This window comes from Terrimonas rubra, from assembly GCF_042686025.1.
GTDB classification, from domain to species: Bacteria; Bacteroidota; Bacteroidia; order Chitinophagales; family Chitinophagaceae; genus Terrimonas; species Terrimonas rubra.
Genome location: NZ_JBHUOZ010000001.1, coordinates 130494 through 149073, shown reverse-complemented (window position 1 = coordinate 149073; position 18580 = coordinate 130494). Strand labels below are relative to the sequence as shown.

General features: G+C 42.6%; 12 protein-coding genes. 10 read left to right on the top strand and 2 right to left on the bottom strand.

Translation table 11 applies throughout. The features are described from left to right. The first annotated feature begins 137 nt into the window (after positions 1 to 137). Positions 138 to 3137, top strand: coding sequence for a VIT domain-containing protein (locus ACFS6H_RS00635; RefSeq protein ID WP_386093872.1), 3000 nt, complete (start codon positions 138 to 140; stop codon positions 3135 to 3137). Positions 3138 to 3262: 125 nt separating this feature from the next. On the opposite strand, the gene ACFS6H_RS00630 is transcribed toward ACFS6H_RS00635, so the two are convergent. Beyond that, positions 3263 to 4606 carry an MATE family efflux transporter gene (locus ACFS6H_RS00630; RefSeq protein WP_386093869.1) on the bottom strand — a complete coding sequence of 448 codons (1344 nt, stop codon included), beginning with the start codon at positions 4604 to 4606 and terminating at the stop codon, positions 3263 to 3265. Positions 4607 to 4814: 208 nt separating this feature from the next. Between ACFS6H_RS00630 and ACFS6H_RS00625 the strand changes: the two genes are divergently transcribed. The 3 genes from ACFS6H_RS00625 (at position 4815) to ACFS6H_RS00615 (ending at position 10991) form a co-directional block, all read left to right on the top strand. Beyond that, complete coding sequence (locus ACFS6H_RS00625; protein WP_386093866.1) at positions 4815 to 5627, top strand: N-acetylmuramoyl-L-alanine amidase; 813 nt, start codon at positions 4815 to 4817, stop codon at positions 5625 to 5627. A 137-nt stretch (positions 5628 to 5764) separates the two neighbouring features. After that, positions 5765 to 8146 carry a hypothetical protein gene (locus ACFS6H_RS00620; protein ID WP_386093864.1) on the top strand — a complete coding sequence of 794 codons (2382 nt, stop codon included), beginning with the start codon at positions 5765 to 5767 and terminating at the stop codon, positions 8144 to 8146. 157 nt (positions 8147 to 8303) lie between these two features. After that, positions 8304 to 10991 (top strand): MGH1-like glycoside hydrolase domain-containing protein, encoded by a 2688-nt coding sequence (locus ACFS6H_RS00615; protein WP_386093861.1) that lies wholly within the window; start codon positions 8304 to 8306, stop codon positions 10989 to 10991. 266 nt (positions 10992 to 11257) lie between these two features. On the opposite strand, the gene ACFS6H_RS00610 is transcribed toward ACFS6H_RS00615, so the two are convergent. Continuing rightward, complete coding sequence (locus ACFS6H_RS00610) at positions 11258 to 12187, bottom strand: AraC family transcriptional regulator (RefSeq protein ID WP_386093858.1); 930 nt, start codon at positions 12185 to 12187, stop codon at positions 11258 to 11260. Positions 12188 to 12354: 167 nt separating this feature from the next. Between ACFS6H_RS00610 and ACFS6H_RS00605 the strand changes: the two genes are divergently transcribed. From ACFS6H_RS00605 to ACFS6H_RS00580, 6 genes are all read left to right on the top strand, one after another. Continuing rightward, entirely contained in the window at positions 12355 to 13887 is a 1533-nt protein-coding gene (locus tag ACFS6H_RS00605) for an aldehyde dehydrogenase family protein (RefSeq protein ID WP_386093855.1), read from the top strand. 345 nt (positions 13888 to 14232) lie between these two features. After that, positions 14233 to 14607 carry a DUF779 domain-containing protein gene (locus ACFS6H_RS00600; RefSeq protein WP_386093852.1) on the top strand — a complete coding sequence of 125 codons (375 nt, stop codon included), beginning with the start codon at positions 14233 to 14235 and terminating at the stop codon, positions 14605 to 14607. Positions 14608 to 14751: 144 nt separating this feature from the next. Continuing rightward, positions 14752 to 15789: a gliding motility lipoprotein GldB gene (gene gldB / locus ACFS6H_RS00595; protein WP_386093850.1), complete on the top strand. Its 1038-nt coding sequence runs from the start codon at positions 14752 to 14754 to the stop codon at positions 15787 to 15789. Positions 15790 to 15966: 177 nt separating this feature from the next. Next, positions 15967 to 17538: a hypothetical protein gene (locus ACFS6H_RS00590; RefSeq protein ID WP_386093847.1), complete on the top strand. Its 1572-nt coding sequence runs from the start codon at positions 15967 to 15969 to the stop codon at positions 17536 to 17538. Between the two features lie 9 nt (positions 17539 to 17547). Further along, entirely contained in the window at positions 17548 to 17931 is a 384-nt protein-coding gene (locus tag ACFS6H_RS00585) for a hypothetical protein (protein ID WP_386093844.1), read from the top strand. A 139-nt stretch (positions 17932 to 18070) separates the two neighbouring features. After that, entirely contained in the window at positions 18071 to 18517 is a 447-nt protein-coding gene (locus tag ACFS6H_RS00580; RefSeq protein ID WP_386093841.1) for a hypothetical protein, read from the top strand. The last annotated feature ends 63 nt before the right edge of the window (positions 18518 to 18580 follow it).

Genomic DNA, 18580 nt, shown 5'->3' with positions numbered 1-18580 from the left:
TCGTTCTCCCGGATGTAGTATATTAAAAATGCCTCGCGGTATTCCCTCTTCAACAGGCAGGAATGGTTGTTATTGCAGCATTCAAAATTAATTATGTAATTGTTTGTTTTGCCGCATCATGAAGCTAAATGCTGTTTATGAGGTACTTATTACTACTGTTCATACTGTTTACCGGTACATTGGCAAACGGGCAGAATAACTGGGATAAAAAGGTGGGTATTAAAACCGTGAATATACAGGTTGAGGTAAAGGACCTGCTTGCCAGCACTACCTACGAATTTGAGTTTATCAACCCTCAAAATACTATAGTAGAGGGCTTATATACGTTTAAGTTATTGCCCGACCAGGTGGTTACGGCCATGCAACTGGAACTGGACGGAAAGTACAGGGACGCAACAATTGAAGAAAAATGGAAGGCTAATACAGCGTACCGGGAAATTGTGGGCAAAAGGATTGACCCCGCATTACTGGTAAAAGATTATAACCATCAATACCGTTTAAATATATACCCGATGCCGGCCAACGGCACCAGAAAAATAAAAATTACCATTGATGAGGTATTACCGGTTCAGGACGGAAGGCTTGTGTATTCTCTCCCTCTTGCCATTACTGATATAGTCCGGGAAGGGAAAATAGAACTGCTTCTTAAAGATAAAACACATATCAAGTTGTCGCCTGAATATGAGTGGAACGACCAAAGGCAGATAGTGGTAGATAACAACACATTAATAGGAAAGGATATTTTTACCATGGAGGTTCCGGGCCTGGTATTTATTGCCGGTGATACAGGAGTGATTGGACGTTTAGTGAGAACGAAGGAGCATTCGTTGCCAGGCAGACTAAATAAGCTATTGATTATGTGGGACGTTTCGGCAAGTATGAAATCGAGGAGTCTACACAAAGAGATAACCTATTTGCAAAAGTTTATTAAACTGCATAAGCCGGAAACTGTCCGGTTCCTTGTTTTTTCGGATAAGGTACATGAAGAAAAAATATTTGATCACCCTTACTCAAAGGAGAAGAACATAGAGAAATACCTGCGCCAGCTAACCTATGACGGGGCTACATCTTATAAAGCATTGAATATGTTTGAAGTGGATGTTGATTACACCTTACTGTTTTCTGACGGGGGGGTGAGCCTTGAAAAAAATATAAAACCTTATCGCGGGCCAATAAAGGCTATAACTACCGGTTATGCCAATGTAGAAAAGCTGAAAGCATTTACCTGCTTGACAAAAGACGCTGTTGTAAATATTGCATCCGGTGATCTGGACAGTATGATTATCCGTCAGCCATTACAATATGCTACACAAGACTTACCGGTGAATTACGAGGTAAAAACTATTATTAACGATATTGTTTATGTTATACCAGGGGAGAGTGTTACCGCAGTTAACCAGGAGCAGGGCGGCTTAACACGCTACGATAAAAGCTACTTTAATAAATTAAATATCATACTAACATTAAACGATCTGCAAAAAGCTCCCTGGTATCAGCAATATAAAACGTTGTTGAAATTTGGTATAGAGTTCAGGGTGGTTACCCCTTATACGGCTTTTATAGTGTTGGAAAGGCTGGAAGATTATATAAAATATGATATTGCCGTTCCTCCTGATATGTACGAGGCCGCTGCTAAGGTGAATTATACCCATACCCAACATAAATATATCTATACGGAACAAGCGGAAAAGCTAAAACAGTTAAACAGGGTAATTGAGGCGTTTAATAAAAAGTATAATAAAATGCTTCCGGCCGTTGAAGAATTACCTGCCAGATTTCAAAATAGCGGCACTGGCTCTTTTTCGCAGCTTGCGGGAAATAATTTACCGGTTTCAATCAGGGGGGTGTCAGGCAGTGCCGCCGGCCTCTCTATAAATAATGAATTGGACGAGTCTGTCGTTGTAACTCGTTATAAGGTATCCGGGACAAAAACTGTTGTTGGCAGAACAGGAGATGTGTTTACATCGGCACAAACCATTGAACAGGCATTACAGGGCAGGGTAGCCGGTGTACAGGTATCCGGCGCCTCTGCGGGTTTCTTTAATAATGCTACAGTAAGTATCAGGGGCGCTGTTAGAGGGCCATTATGGGTGCTGGATAATATCCCGGTTGATGGTAATATAAATGACTACGTTATAGGATCTGATATAGACTATGTCGAGGTATTAAAAAGTCCTTTTGAAACTGCCGTTTGGGGGAGTCGCGGAGCCGATGGCGTAATACTGGTATTTACTAAAAAAGGAAAGTCTCAAAACTATGTGAATACAAGGCCCTATCGTTTGAGCGATATGGAGGATGAGGATTATTTACAGGAACTGAAATCAGCCGCCAACAAGATTGATACCTATAATGAGTTACGAAAAACCTATAGTGAACATGTGGGTTTTTTTATAGACGTAGCGGATTATTTTTACAGCATTGGATTAAAAGAAGGAGCCCGGCGCATTATTTTAAATGCGATTGAAGCCGGGAATAACCAATCGGCAAAAGCAACTGTTGCCCAGGTGTTTGCTGCCTGGGGTGAATATGGACAGGCTATTGAGTTTTATGAACAATTAATTGAACCTGGCGCCGGTATAAAAAGGCTGCTTGCCTGGTGTTATTACCGCAATGGAAATGTGGAGAAGGCAATAAACATATTGTATGACTTAATTACAGAAGAAGTGTTGGGGAACGAGTGGTTAGAGGCCCGGGCAGTTTTTTTACAGGATCTTATGGGCATGGTTAATGTGAATGCAGGAAAAATTGAACCGGTGGCTGGTTTAGATGTTACAGGCGCTGTGGCGGATATAAGGGTCGTAATAAGTACTGAAGAGCCCATTGAATCTGTATCGGTACGGAAACCGGGTGATTATACATTCCAAAAAATAGACTGGACACCTCATTTTCTATTCCGGACCGGTGATTTTGCATACGATTTTATGTTGTCTGAAGCAACGAAAGGTACTTATAAATTTCGCATAAAATACAATGATTACAGGTATTACTATAATTACAGCCGGCCGGATATAGCGCCGAAAACGGTGCAGGTATTCATATACAGGAATTATGGTAAACCTAATCAAACCATTGAGCAACAAAATATCAGCATTGATAACCAAAGCGGAGAGTTTGAAATAATGCGTTTTAACTGGTAATAAGAAACATATTTACCACCATAAGCTTTTAGTGCAGGTAAAGTAATGTGTTAACTTATTAACGGTATTATGAAAAATGGTTATTGAAACTCAAACTACATCAGGTAACAATTAACCAATAACAATTAACGGTTAACACCGTTTCGTTTATTCCAGTTTAAAAAACGCAGTGTTAAAAATATAGCCGAAAAACTCAACCCCGCAATTAACCCAAGCCAGATACCATTGGCGCCCATATTATAATAAAAGGCCAGCAAGCAGCCGAAAGGAATGCCCAGTACCCAATACGCGATGGCTATGAAAAGGGTAGGGATGTTTACATCTTTTACCCCACGTAATAAACCGGCTGCAATGGCCTGTAACGCATCGGAAATCTGGAAGATGGCTGCAAATAATAAAAGCGTAGCAGCTATAGTGATCACTTCTGTTTCATGGTTGAAAAAAGTAGGCAACTGCCAGCGGAATACCGTGAAAATAATACAGCAGAGCACCCCATACATAAGCGAGAGGCCCAGTGTGCTTTTCCCAATAAAACTAATCTTGGTAAGCTGGTTGGCGCCAAAAGCATTACTTACACGGATTGAGCCGGCCTGCGACAAGCCCAGGGATACCATAAAGGTGAAAGCCGCACAGCTTAAAGCTATCTGGTGGGCAGCCTGTGCCTGTGCACTGATGGTACCGATGATAATGCCCGATACGGCAAAAGCCCCGGCCTCCATACCAATTTGTAAACTACTTGGAATGCCGATCTTCAATAACTGTTTCATGGCAGTGCGACGCAGTTTCCACTGGTTCTTTCTAACCGCCATAAAGGGCCTGAACACCCGGTGTTTTAAAATAACAATGGCCAGTGCCACACAAATAAGTGTACGGGTGATGAGCGTGGCATAACCGGCTCCCACAAGTTCTAAACGGGGAAAGCCCCAGTTGCCGTATATCAGTAACCAGTTCAGTAAAAAGTTAATGGGTATAGCGGACAAGGAAAGTACCATCGCTGTTTTGGTATACTGTAATCCATCGGCAAATTGTTTCAATGCCATGAACAGGATCATCGGGATGATAGAGGTGCTCATCAGGTCCATAAAAGGCAGGGCCAGTTGCACTACTTCCGGGTCCTGCCCCAGGTGCCAGAGTACATTTTTACCTAAATGCAGGCCGAGCGATATTAAGAGGCCCGCCACCAGGCATAATAATATACCGTTGAAAAAATAGTGGGATACCAGTTGCCGGTCATGCCGGCCCTGGGCCATAGAAACCATCTGGGCCACGGAAACCGTAACACCAATACCGAAAATAAAAGGGATATTAATAACCTGCAATACCAGGGAAGCGGCAGCCAGTTCTTTATAGCCCACAAAACCGATCATAGCGGTATCCAGCAAATGCAGCGACATTTGCGACAGCTCACCTAAAATAATGGGAAATGCTAATTGTAAAGTTTTCCTTCCCTCCGATCTGTACGTCATCATAAACCTGCAAATTTAACTGGTTTACCCGCCTGCACAAAATTGTTGCTGAAAACACAAAAAATAAAAGGTAAGGCTCTCTCCGGGTAAAACCTTAAACCTTATCCCCTACACCTTATACCTTACATCTTAAGCTATACACCCTCCTCCATATCATTACCGGCTCATCTTTTACTACAATGCCTTATTTTTAAGGTTTAAAAGCCGCTTCATGAAGCAATCTGTCCTTTTTTTATTTGTAAGCATTGTTATATATGCCTGCAGTAGTTCCAAACCATATAGTAAGACCAATAAACAATATAAAAAGCAGGCGGCTGCCTATGCGGCGATCCTGAAAGCTTACCCGCTAAAAGATTCTGCCGGCCTGCCTTACGCGGTAGATTTTGTAGGCACCACCAATTTCAGTATGCGTAAGCCCAACTATGTGGTTATTCATCATACGGCCCAGAATAGCTGCGAGCAAACTTTAAAAACATTCACTTTGCCCCGTACCCAGGTAAGTTCACATTATGTGATCTGCAAGGATGGTACGGTGCATCATATGTTGAACGACCTGTTACGGGCGCATCATGCCGGTGTAAGTAAATGGGGCAATACAACTGATCTGAACAGTAGCAGCATTGGCATAGAGATCGACAATAACGGCTCGGAAGCTTTTACCGATGCCCAGATAGGTAGCCTGCAAACCCTGCTGGGCCGGCTGAAAAACGCCTACCAGATACCTACCGGCAATTTTATTGGTCATGCGGATATAGCGCCGGGCCGTAAGGTAGACCCCAATAATCATTTTCCCTGGCAGCAGCTGGCAGGCAATGGCTTCGGGTATTGGTACGATACCACCAATGTGCAGGTAGCGCCGGGTTTTGATCCGCTGCAGGCATTACGGATAGTGGGATATAATATTGCCAAACCGCAGGCGGCCATTCAATCGTACCGGTTACACTTTACGCCACAGGACAGCAGTAAAACACTGAATGAAAGCGATAAAAAAATACTGGCCAGTTTAATGGCCAAATACCAATAAATAACCGGAACTGCCCAAATGTTGTTAAACTGTTAACGTTACTTGTTTTTAATCATTACCGCCTTAATTTCGGGGATATACAAGCCGGAAGCGGAGGTTGGTAAACCGGTATAATAACCAATACTAAAATAATGATGATGCGTACTATATTTCTCCTGCTCTTTTTATGTTGTGGATTATCTGCAATAAAAGCACAACAGTTAGATGATGTACTGAACAGGTACGCCAACGAATTTACCAATGAACGCTGTTACCTGCATTATGATAAATCCAGTTACGGTCCAGGTGAAACCATCTGGTTTAAAGCGTATGTTCTGAAAGGCATATTACCAGCTACTGATAGTAAAAGTTTTTATGTAGATATTTCTGATGACAAGGGCAAGCTGCTGGCGCATAATGTAATGCCCATGGTAGAGGGCGGGGCTTTCGGGAATTTTGATATTCCTACTGCTTATAAGGGCGAATACCTGCACGTAAAAGCCTATACCAAGTGGATGTTGAATTTTGATACCGCATTTTTATATAATAAGGATATTAAAATACTGGCGGGCCGGCCTGCCAATGCCAAACCATTGCCGGCAGTTATTCCGGCAATACAGTTTTTCCCCGAAGGTGGTGATGCAGTAAATGGCATCAGCGGTAAAATAGCTTTTAAAGCCAATGATCAATGGGGTAAACCCGTAAAAGTAACCGGCACTGTGGTGAATAATGCGGGTGCCAAAGTAGCGGATATTACCACTTTACATGATGGAATGGGCTGGTTTGCACTTACACCTAAAGCCGGGGAAAAGTATACGGCTAAATGGAAGGATGAAAAAGGTAAAGATTATACTACCGCTTTACCGGCGGCTAAAACCGGTGGCGTTAACCTGGCAGTGATCAATGGCGCCGGTAAAAGAACCATTAATGTAACCGCTAATGCGGCAGATGCGGAAGCTTTGCAAAAAGTAATTATTGTAGGTACCATGCACCAGTTCAAAGTATTTGAAGTGGTAAAGGACATCAGCAGCGGCAGCACCACGGCTGTGGTACCAACCAATAGTTTAATTACAGGCATACTGAACGTAACGGTGTTTAACCAGTCCATGCAGCCACTGGCAGAGAGGATATCCTTTATTAATAATGATGATTATACTTTTAAGCCGGAGTTTAACGTGGATCACTGGGGTTTAAGTAAACGAGCCCGTAATAAAATTGATATACTGGTGCCGGATAGCCTGGTGGCCAATCTGTCCATTGCTATTACCGATGTAAATATTGACAGTGACAGCAGCAATAATATTTATTCCCATTTATTACTGACCAGTGAAGTAAAAGGCATGGTATACAAACCTTCCTATTATTTTAAGGAGAACGATGAAACCACCGCGCAACACCTGGACCTGGTGATGCTGACACATGGCTGGCGCCGGTTTAACTGGGAAATGGTGACCCAAAAACAATTCCCTAAAATTAACTATCCTATGGATAGTATGTACCTGACCCTGTCGGGACAGGTAATTGGTTTAAGCCCGGCCCAGATACGGGAAGCAGGTAGTATTACCATGTTACTGCCTAATCCTAACAAGGCCCCGGACATTATTAACCTGCCATTACAATCCAATGGTACGTTTATAGATTCTTCTTTGTTATTATTTGATACAGTAAAAGTAAATTACCAGATAGGTGCGAAAAATAAATTCGGTGAGCCGCTGGTTAAATTCATGCCCGGTTTTTTGCCGCCGCTAGCCAAAACAATGGTGGCCAGTGGTAAGTATAATGATAAGTTTGGTGATACAACCGGCATGGGGCATCATTGGTTCTGGGCCGACGAGGCAGCGAGTCTATTGCGTCAATATGAAGGTGCTTTAATGGATGAGGTAGTAGTGAAGGCCAAAACAAAAACACGTGTACAGGAGATGGATGAAAAATATACCAGTGGCATGTTCTCCGGTGATGGTTACCAGTTTGATATAACGAATGAAACCGGTGCACTGGGAGCCATGGATATCTTTGCCTTTTTGCAAAGCCGTGTGGCGGGATTACAGATCAGTGGAACCGGGGCGAATGTGCAAATGAGCTGGCGCGGCGGTACACCACAGTTATACATCAACGAAATGCAGACAGATGCGGATATGGTGGCCAGTACCCCAGTTTCCGATATCGCTTATGTAAAAGTATTCCGTCCACCGTTCATGGGCGGCTTTGGCGGGGGCTCAGGCGGTGCCATTGCTATTTATACGCGTCGTGGTGATGATGTAAAACGTGAGCCGGGTAAAGGACTGGCCTCGGGTACAGCTAAAGGTTACCAGGCTATTAAACAATTCTATTCTCCTAATTACGATAATTTTACCCCGGATAATAACAAAAAAGACCTCCGCACCACTTTATTCTGGAACCCGCAGGTAATTACCAACGGGCATGATAATAAGCTGAGTTTTACTTTCTATAATAACGATATCAGTGAATCCTTCCGTGTAGTGATTGAGGGTATTACCCGCGACGGACGCATGACCCGGATAGAACAAATAATGGAATAAACAAAAGCCCCTTCCAGGGGCTTTTTTGTACCCGGATATTCATAAAATGGAACAATTGTACCCCAATTACTGAAGGTGATCCGGTAATAAGGCCTATTTGCCTATTTCCTTTTATTTTTGTCTTTTGTAACCAAACCACACGCGTGGAGTTTTATACATGATGACAGCAGAACACCAACGTTTGGCAGTAAACGCCAAAAAACCTATTCCCCTGGCACAGTGGGGGCCCTATTTGAGCGAAAGACAGTGGGGAACGGTACGTGAAGATTACAGTACGAATGGCGATGCCTGGCACTATTTTCCTTTTGAACATGCGCATTGCCGCAGCTTTTTATGGGGTGAGGATGGACTGGCAGGAATATCGGACTATTTTGGCAATATATGTTTTGCTATTGCTTTATGGAATGGCAAAGATGAGATACTGAAAGAACGTTTATTTGGCCTGGGTAACCCGCAGGGTAACCATGGTGAGGATGTAAAAGAATTATACTACTACCTGGATAATATTCCTACCCACTATTATATGGAATACCTGTATAAATACCCGCAGCAGGCATTTCCATACCAGGAACTAAGAGACCAGAACAGGGCAAAAAGTAAGGACGAGCCCGAATTTGAAATACTGGATACCGATGTATTTAAACAGAACGAATACTTTGATGTTAAAGTAACTTATGCCAAACAATCTGCAGAAGATATTTTTATTAAAATAGATATCACCAACCGGTTTTCAAAAGCTGCTGATATTACTTTACTGCCCACCGTATGGTTTTATAACCGCTGGCAGCGTGGCAATTTTAAGCAAAAACCTGTTATTACGGCATTGGATAAAACCTCGGTAAAACTTACCCATGAAAGAATGGAAGATTATTTCTTCTATTTTCAGCCAGCTGACAAAACCCTGTTTACAGAGAACGAGACAAACACAGAGATCGTGATGAACAAGCCCAACGAAAGCATTTATACAAAAGATGCTTTTAATACGGCCATTATAAAAGGCGAGAACCTGAATGCACTCACCCGTAAAAAATCGGGCACTAAATTTTCACCGGTATATAAAATGAATGTAGCGGGTGGCGCTACCACAACGGTTTATTGCCGGTTAAGTAATAAACAAACGGACAAACCCTTCCCCCAAAACTTTAAAGATGTTTTTGCTTTACGCAAAGGGGAGGCAGATGATTTTTATGCGGCCATTTTACCCAAAGGAATTAACGACGATAAAGCCAATATACAGCGCCAGGCACTGGCCGGTACCCTTTGGAGCAAACAATACTATCATTTTGATGTGGAAGAATGGCTAACCCAGAGCGATGGCATTACACCGGTGAGCCAGTCAAAGCTAACGGGCCGCAATAACGATTGGAAACATTTAAAGAACCAGGATATTATTTTAATGCCTGATAAATGGGAATACCCCTGGTATGCCGCCTGGGACCTGGCTTTCCAGTGTATTCCCATGGCAGTGGTAGACCCTACTTTTGCCAAACACCAGTTATTGCTGGTCATGCGGGAGTGGTATATGAAACCCGATGGACAATTACCTTCTTATGAATGGAACTTCAGTGATGTAAACCCGCCGGTACAGGCCTGGGCTGCCATGAAGATCTACAATATTGAAAAGAAACAAAAAGGAAAAGGGGATGTTGATTTTTTAAAGAAGGTATTTCATAAACTGCTGATCAACTTTACCTGGTGGATCAACCGCAAGGACGTTAACGGCAACAATATATTTGAAGGCGGCTTCCTGGGCCTGGATAATATCGGGGTGTTTAACCGCAGCTTTCATTTTCCCGGCGAGATACAGTTAGAGCAGGCAGATGGTACCAGCTGGATGGGCACCTATGCACTGGATATGATGGATATCGCTATTGAAATTGCCATTCATGACCGTTCTTTTGAAGATACCGCTACGAAGTTTTTTGAACACTTTGTACTGATCGCTGAATCTTTAAATGAACACGGGCTATGGAATGAAGAAGACAGGTTCTTCTATGACGTTCTATGTGTAACGGGCGCTGAACCGGTTCCTTTACGCATTCAATCTGTGGTAGGCATATCTCCTTTATATGCCGTGTCTACCATCAGTAAAGATAAATTGGATAAACTGCCTGATTTTAAAAAGCGTATTACCTGGTTCGAGGATTTCAGGAAGAAGAACAACAAATTCTGGCCCAACGAGGAACGCAGTGAGGATGAAGAGATTTTATTATCACTGGTACCCAAGGACCGGCTGATAGACCTGTTACAGCGTTTACTTGATGAGAATGGTTTTCTCTCCAAAGGAGGTATCAGGGCATTGTCAAAATACCATGAGCAGAATCCTTATTCGGTAATGCTGGAGAATAATACCTACAGCATCCGTTATGATCCGGGTGATTCAACCTCAGATATGTTTGGCGGTAACAGTAACTGGCGCGGACCGGTATGGATGCCGATCAACTTTATCATCATCCGTTCCATTATGAAGTATGGGGTTTTCTATGGCGATAGCCTGCAGGTTGAATATCCTACCGGTTCTGGCAATAAACTTAACCTGCAGCAGGTGGCTAAAGAATTATCTAAAAGGGTAGTGAGCATATTTGAACGTGACGGGGATAATGGCCGCCGTTTATTTGGTGACTATAACTGGTTTTACAACCAGCCCGGCAATGAACACCTCATCAACTATTTCGAATATTTTCATGGCGATACAGGCCGTGGCCTCGGCGCCTCACACCAAACCGGCTGGACAGCGCTGGTAGCCGAGCTGATCAGTGAATATGACGACAGGGATGGTGGTGTACGCCTGGCAGATGAAGTGGTAATGAGCGAGGCTTCGTTGGGGTATATAGGGGATAATTAGATAATTTGGTGATTAGTTAATTTGGTGATTTGGAAATGTGGGGGATAGTTAATGGTTCATCGTTAATAGTTAATTGGTTTCGGCCACGGTTTGTGTCTCACGAACTGGAAATGTAGGATTACTGAACAATGAAGTGAATAGTACTATCAACTTCCCTTGGGGGCAAAATAACAGTGTAACAGGAATAAAAACACCTGGAATAAAAAAATCAGATCCTGGAATAGGATCTGATTTTTTTTACGGCAAACGGTTTTTCACTCTCACATTTAAGATTTGAAGGAATGCTGGTAAGTACCAGGCGTAATACCTTCAGTTTTTTTAAATAAGCGTACAAAATAATTTACATCAGTAAAGCCACACTGTAAGCCAACATCGGTAATGCTGTTATTATTATCGGCCAGCAATTGTTTGGCCAGTTTAATACGCTCACGGTTAATATATTCCAGGGGTGTAATACCAAACTGCTCCTTAAACCATTTAAAGAACATATTCCGGCTCAGGTAGGCTTTACGGCTTAATACATCTACCGAGATCTTATCGGTTAAATTATCGTGTATATAATGTAATACATAATGTAAACGGCTGTGGTTGGTATTGGCTGCAGATTCTGATTCTATCTGCAACAAATGCTGGCTTTGTACCAGGCGTATCAAAAGTTCTTTCAGGCTCAGGTCTGCAAAAATGTTTTTAGCCGTATCGGCGCTGCTGCATACCCGGATCAGTTTATTGATCAGGTCGGCAATTTCCGTATCATTCGCAAAATGGTATTGATTGAATTGTAGCTTCCAATCGTTGCCACTGTTTTTTTCCTCGGTATTGTAATAGGTGTTTAAATATTGCAGGGTATTATTGATATAACTGCCATCCACGGCTAAGGCAATACATTGAGAAGGCGTTTCGGTGGTGGCTTCGGGAAAATCGATCACCATGGTTTCATTCGCCGGAATAATAACCGACTCACCAGGTAAATAAGCAAACTCGGGCTTGTCAAACAGGTGCATGATTTTCTTGCCACGCACCATACTCGTGATCACAAAATCATTAAAGGTAAGCGGCAGGCGATAGGTTTGCTGGTAACATTCAAAAACATTCAGCTCACAATTTTCCAGGTTAAACACACGCCTGTTCTCTACTAACGTATCCAGCTTATCCGGGTGCGTCAGGTCTATTTTCCGCAAAAAATTTCTTACCGGCACAGTTATAAAATATTAGTTGAAGAATGTACAGTCAAGTTACAGCTATTAATTAGTACGATCATCATCTGGGGTACAATCGTACTACAACTAAATACAATTATGCGCTGGTTTTGTTGCTAAAAAAACAAAATTAGCCTATTGTTTAACGATTTAAAATAAGCTTGACCATGAGTACTACAACAGCAGTTGCGCCTGCAACAAGCGCGGTAAAAAGACCTTCTTTTAAAGAAAAATACGAACATTACATTGGCGGTGAATGGGTTACGCCGGATAGCGGTGAATACTTTGATAATATTTCACCACTGGATGGCAAAGCTTTTACCAGGGCCGCCCGCGGCAATGCCAAAGACATTGAAAAGGCGATAGATGCCGCTCACAAAGCTTTTGAAACCTGGGGCAAAACCCCTGCTGCCACCCGCAGTAATATATTATTGAAAATAGCGCAGGTGATCGAAGATAACCTGGAATACCTCGCGGCGGTTGAAACCATTGACAACGGCAAGGCGATCAGAGAAACCAAAGCCGCTGATTTACCGCTGGTTATAGATCACTTCCGTTATTTTGCCGGCGTTATCCGCAGCGAAGAAGGCACTATCAGTGAGCATGATGAAAACACCGTCAGTATTAACCTGCATGAACCCATCGGTGTGGTGGGACAAATTATTCCCTGGAACTTTCCCTTATTAATGGCCACCTGGAAAATTGCACCGGCTCTGGCCGCCGGCTGCACCATTGTGGTAAAACCTGCCGAACAAACACCCACCAGCATCATGGTGTTACTGGAACTGGTAGGTCATCTGTTACCCAAAGGTGTATTAAATGTAGTAACGGGCTTTGGAGTGGAAGCGGGTAAACCCCTGGCATCATCGCCACGCATCAACAAAGTAGCTTTTACCGGTGAAACCACCACCGGCCGGTTAATCATGCAATACGCATCGGAAAACCTGATCCCGGTTACCATGGAATTAGGAGGAAAAAGCCCCAACATATTTTTTGAAAGTGTTGCTGATGCCGATGACGATTTCTTTGACAAAGCAGTAGAAGGTGCTGTGATGTTTGCTCTCAACAGCGGCGAAATATGTACCTGTCCCAGCCGGATACTGGTACACGAAAAAATTTATGACAAATTCATACAACGCGTAATCCAGCGTACCAAGGCTATTAAATTAGGTAATCCTTTAGACAGTACAGTGATGATGGGTGCGCAGGCTTCAGAAGACCAGTACAAAAAAATATTGAGCTACCTGGATATTGGCAAACAGGAAGGAGCCGAAGTGCTGACCGGTGGAGAGGCTTTTCACCAGAACAGCGGTTTAGAGCATGGTTACTACATACAACCAACCATATTTAAAGGGCATAACAAGATGCGTATCTTCCAGGAGGAGATATTTGGTCCTGTTGTTGCTGTAACTACTTTTAAAACAACGGAAGAAGCGATAGCCATTGCCAATGATACATTATATGGCCTGGGAGCCGGTGTGTGGACAAGGGACGCACATGAACTATACCAGGTACCACGTGCTATTCAGGCAGGACGTGTATGGGTGAACAACTATCATGCTTACCCGGCACATGCGCCATTTGGTGGTTATAAAAAATCGGGCTTTGGCCGCGAAACCCACAAGATGATGTTAAACCACTATCGCCAGACAAAAAATATGCTGATCTCCTATAGCAAACAAAAACTTGGTTTTTTTTAAAGGCAAGGCAAGCAATGTTAAAAAGCAAAACAGTGGCGTAAGCCGCTGTTTTTGTTTCAGTTTTTTTTATTTGCCGGCTGTATTACTACTATCAGCTTTTGTTGTGTCACTCACTTGTACTGCAACAACGCTATGCATCAATGAGGCTAATCCAATAACTAATATCGAATTAATTCTATTGGCCCTTTTGCAGTACCCCGTATTTCAATCGGGGCTGTCCGGTAATGCTAATCGGCCATTTCTGTTCGTGGGACAGGAACCGCGGCTGGAACCAATTAACTATTAACGATGAACCAAGCCTTATTTCCAAATTACCAAATTGTCTAATCACCAAATTACTTCCTCATGATCAAACGAATATTAGCCACCCCCGCTGCGCTCGAACTCATCCAACGGTTAAAAGACACCCACGGCCCTTTAATGTTCCATCAAAGCGGCGGTTGCTGCGATGGCAGCCAACCTATGTGTTACCCGGAAGGTGAGTTTAAAATCGGTGGCAACGATATCTGCCTGGGTGAAATAGCAGGCTGTAAATTTTATATGCATGCCGACCAGTTCGAGTACTGGAAACATACCCAGCTCACCCTTGATGTTACACCCGGCCGGGGCAGCAGTTTTTCCCTGGAAATACCGCTGGGCTTAAGGTTCTTTATACAATCAAAGGTTTTTACCGAAGATGAACTGGAGCAGCTGGAGCCGCTGCTGGATACCCCTGCCTGATACAATAACAGGTAAACAGTATATTTGCGTCCGTTATCAGTAAATAATAAAATGCATCACCTTGCGTTATAGGATGCATAAAAAACAGTCATGACTATTCTGCACCGGAATGGCATGCGGTATTTGGTAAATAAAAAAATACGGATGAAACAAGCCCTTATCCTGTTTATTGTTGTTATTGGCCTGGCTGCCTGTGGAAATAAAACAAAAGCCCCGGATGTCTCTAATATCAGTGTAGACCTGAAAGTGGAAAGGTTTGACCGGGATTTCTTTGCATTAGATACCAATCATACCGAATCGGGTATGGTTGCCTTACAGGAAAAATACCCGGTACTGCTGCCCCTGTATCTCCAGGGGATACTCGGTGTTTTTGACCCGGCCGGTGTAAATTCTTTTTACCAGTACTACAAACCGGTGTATGATTCTGTGCAAAAGGCATTTCCCGATTTTGATGGTATTGCCAAAGAAATAGGTCAGTCATTCCGGTATGTAAAACACTACTTCCCTGCCTACGAACTGCCACGCCGGATAATACCTATTGTAGGCCCTATGAATGCGGCTGATGACCTGCCGCGTAAGGCGAATGGTGAATATACTGCTGTGTTTGGGCGTGAAGACTTTGTAGGCATCAGTTTACAGTTTTACCTGGGCAAAGATTTTTCTTTGTACAACGTTGAATACTTCATTAATAATGTAGCGCCCTTATATATCAGCCGCCGTTTTGAGAAACAATATATCGTTCCGGATGTAATGAAGCTGATCGTTGACGACCTGTATCCCGACGAAAGCCAGGCCCTGCCCCTGATAGGCCAGATAATAGAAAAAGGAAAAAGATGGTGGTTGCTGGATAAACTTATGCCGCATACGGCAGACTCTTTAAAAACAGGGTATACCGGTTTGCAAACAGAATGGGTCGAGCATAATGAAGGTGCCGTATGGGCATCGTTTATTAAAAATGTTAACCTGCAGGCAACTGACAGGCCTACTATACAAACCTTTATCGGTGATGCGCCTTTTACCCAGTTTTTCTCCCAGGAATTTGCGCCCGGTAATATTGGTCCCTGGTTTGGCCGTCAGATCGTTAGAAAATTTGCAGCTAACAATAGCTCACTGACCATTGACGAGATCATGAAAAAAACACCGCAGGAAATACTGGACGATGCAAAGTATAAGCCGAAATAACAGCGATACTGATAGATTATTTATAACGTTTATGTATTGACTGGTTATGCGTTATGAGTTTTTATATTATTGACATTTTTAATGTTATTAATAATTAATATACGATAATTTTTTCTTTGGATTGGTTTCAAAAGAGTTAATTTCAGGTTCACTATTAACCTTTAATTAACCTAACCAATGAACTGCCACTACACCAAAAGCCTGCCCGGCTTTACAGCTCTTCTCTGTGTATTATGGGCATTACTATTTCAGACTTGTAAAAAAACGGACAAGGATGTGACTGCTGAGGATGAACTTATAACTACAGCGCCTCATGCGCTAACCGGGAAAAATAATAAACAGGTTGCCAAAGTTTTTAAGGAGTTGAGCCAAAGAGGCCTTAACGAAGGAGCTTTTGCCCGATACGGGAAACTGTTATGGGATAAAAGCATAGTATTACCTTATTCCTCTATACAATCACCTGCTTATAATACCCGTGTGGACAGTGGTGTAGATGCTGTTGTTATTGTGCCGATTGTACCGGGTAATGCGCAAGAGGTTACAGCTTATTTACAAGCCTGGATAGGCGATATGGTCAGTTTAGCGATATATACAAAAGATCATTATACAGGTCTTGCTTTTGGCAATACCGTGAACAATGGTATAGGCGAGGCTGAAAAGCTGGCTTTGCAATTTATGCGGTTAAATAAACACGTGTTTAATTATACCGACTTTAAAATAACCGATAAAAGACTATTCACTGGCAATATTCCGAATGATACGGCAAAGGCCGGGATGATGATTAAATTAAGAGAACCGGGAAATAATATAACAGGACGGTTAAGATATGTGGAGTTATGTGTGGATATTATCCGTACCAATTGTACAACTCCTACTGCTCCTCAATGTAAGCCTACCTGCGATAACTGCCCGGGTTATTGCCAGACAACAGAAAGGGTATGTACAGGGTGGTGGGAGGATGACAGTCCGGGCGGTGGTGAAGGGCCTTCTTTGCCAAATCCAGGTGAGGGTGGTGGTACCAATCCTCCGGGTCCGGGTAATCCCTGCGGAGGGGGCCGGATAATCGGCGCCAGGCTTCCGCCCTGCGGCGGTGGGGGTGGCGGAACCGGTGGCGGCAGCGGTGGTGGTGGATGGATACCGATTGTTCCGGATGAAAATCAGTGGTCCGGTAATACACCGGATTCTGCGCTGATAAAGGCTTCTTTGGCTATTAATAAATTGGCTGATTCTATTTATAAGCAACTGTCAGTTCCCAACAACTGGGAGTATATGTTCCCTATTTTTGGTAAAAATGAGAATATTACAACCGGGATGGTGAGAACAGACCAGCAGGAGAATAGCGTTACTCCAAAAAACATGGTTAAACCCGGATGGCAAACCATTGGTATGTGGCATGGTCACCAGGGAAACGGTGCAGAAACAGCCAGGATGCCTCATTCACATGCCGATATTGATTATCTGCGACGACATGCTGCCACCAAAAATTTCATCTCTTTTGTAGATTGTGGTAATAAACGTTTTGCTTTAATCATTACGGATGTGGTTAAAGCGAAACAGTTTTTTGTTAATAATAATGAACTTCAAATTTATAGTAACTATAAACTACCATCAGGCCCTCAGTCGGGTACAATACAACACTTGAGAAGTCTATGTGTTACTAATGCAATTGGTAGTATTACAAATAATGGCATTGGTTTTTATAGTGCTGATGGCCCAAACTTTGATAACTTTATATTGCTTAATCCTTAAATACTTTGTATGAAAAAGATGATACTATTTAGCACAATTTTTTGGGGGCTATCATTCTCTAAAAGTAGCAAGGCCCAAAGTCCTGTTGTTGATTCTTTAATGGCTATTAATGAAATTAGTTACATCGGAAAGCCTTTGGATTCTTTAATCACTAAACTGCCTACTGGTTATATAAAAATATTTGTAAGAGGACTTTTTTTACAAAAAGCACGATGTATTACCGTACAGTACCCTGGTTGGATATGGATAGATTTACATGTACGTGAATTTACACACATGAACCCTATTGATAATAATGGTGTATGGGATATAAACTTAATGCGGAAGGAAAAGTTATATGGTATAGCCATCTACAATGACATCAATTGTCTGAAAAATTGTGATATGCATTGAACGCTTACCAGTGCAAGCGGCTTTGTCGGTATAAAGGCCTCTTCCCGTTTCCAATATTTTACGGTTTACTGAGGACGGTGACAAGAATAAAAACTTACCTTTGCGCTACATTTTTTGCTTACTTCTTAATTACATAATTATGTATCCACATCTTTTAGCCACACACAATGTAGTCCGCTGGTTAGTACTTATCTTTTTAGTAATTGCCATCCTGTTGGCCTGGCGCGGTTGGTTAGGCAATAAAAAGTTTGGTGCTGTTGATAACCGTTTCCGGGTTTTTACCGTAATATTTACCCATATCCAGTTTATCCTGGGTATTGTATTATATTTTGTTAGCCCAAGGGTAACGGCTTTTTTAGATAATGTAGGTGCTGGCATGAAAGATAAGGACCTGCGTTTTGTAGGCATGGAACATGCTTTATTGATGCTGATATCAGTGGTGCTGATCACCATTGGTTCCTCAAAAACCAAACGCCAGGCAACTGATAAGGCTAAATTTAAGACCATGGCTATCTGGTTTACTATTGCCCTGTTGCTGATCCTGTTTGCTATTCCCTGGAGTATGCCACATTTCCGTCCTTTCTAAGACAATGGATTTAATTATATAAAAAGCCGGGGTGTATAACTCCGGCTTTTTTATTGATAACGG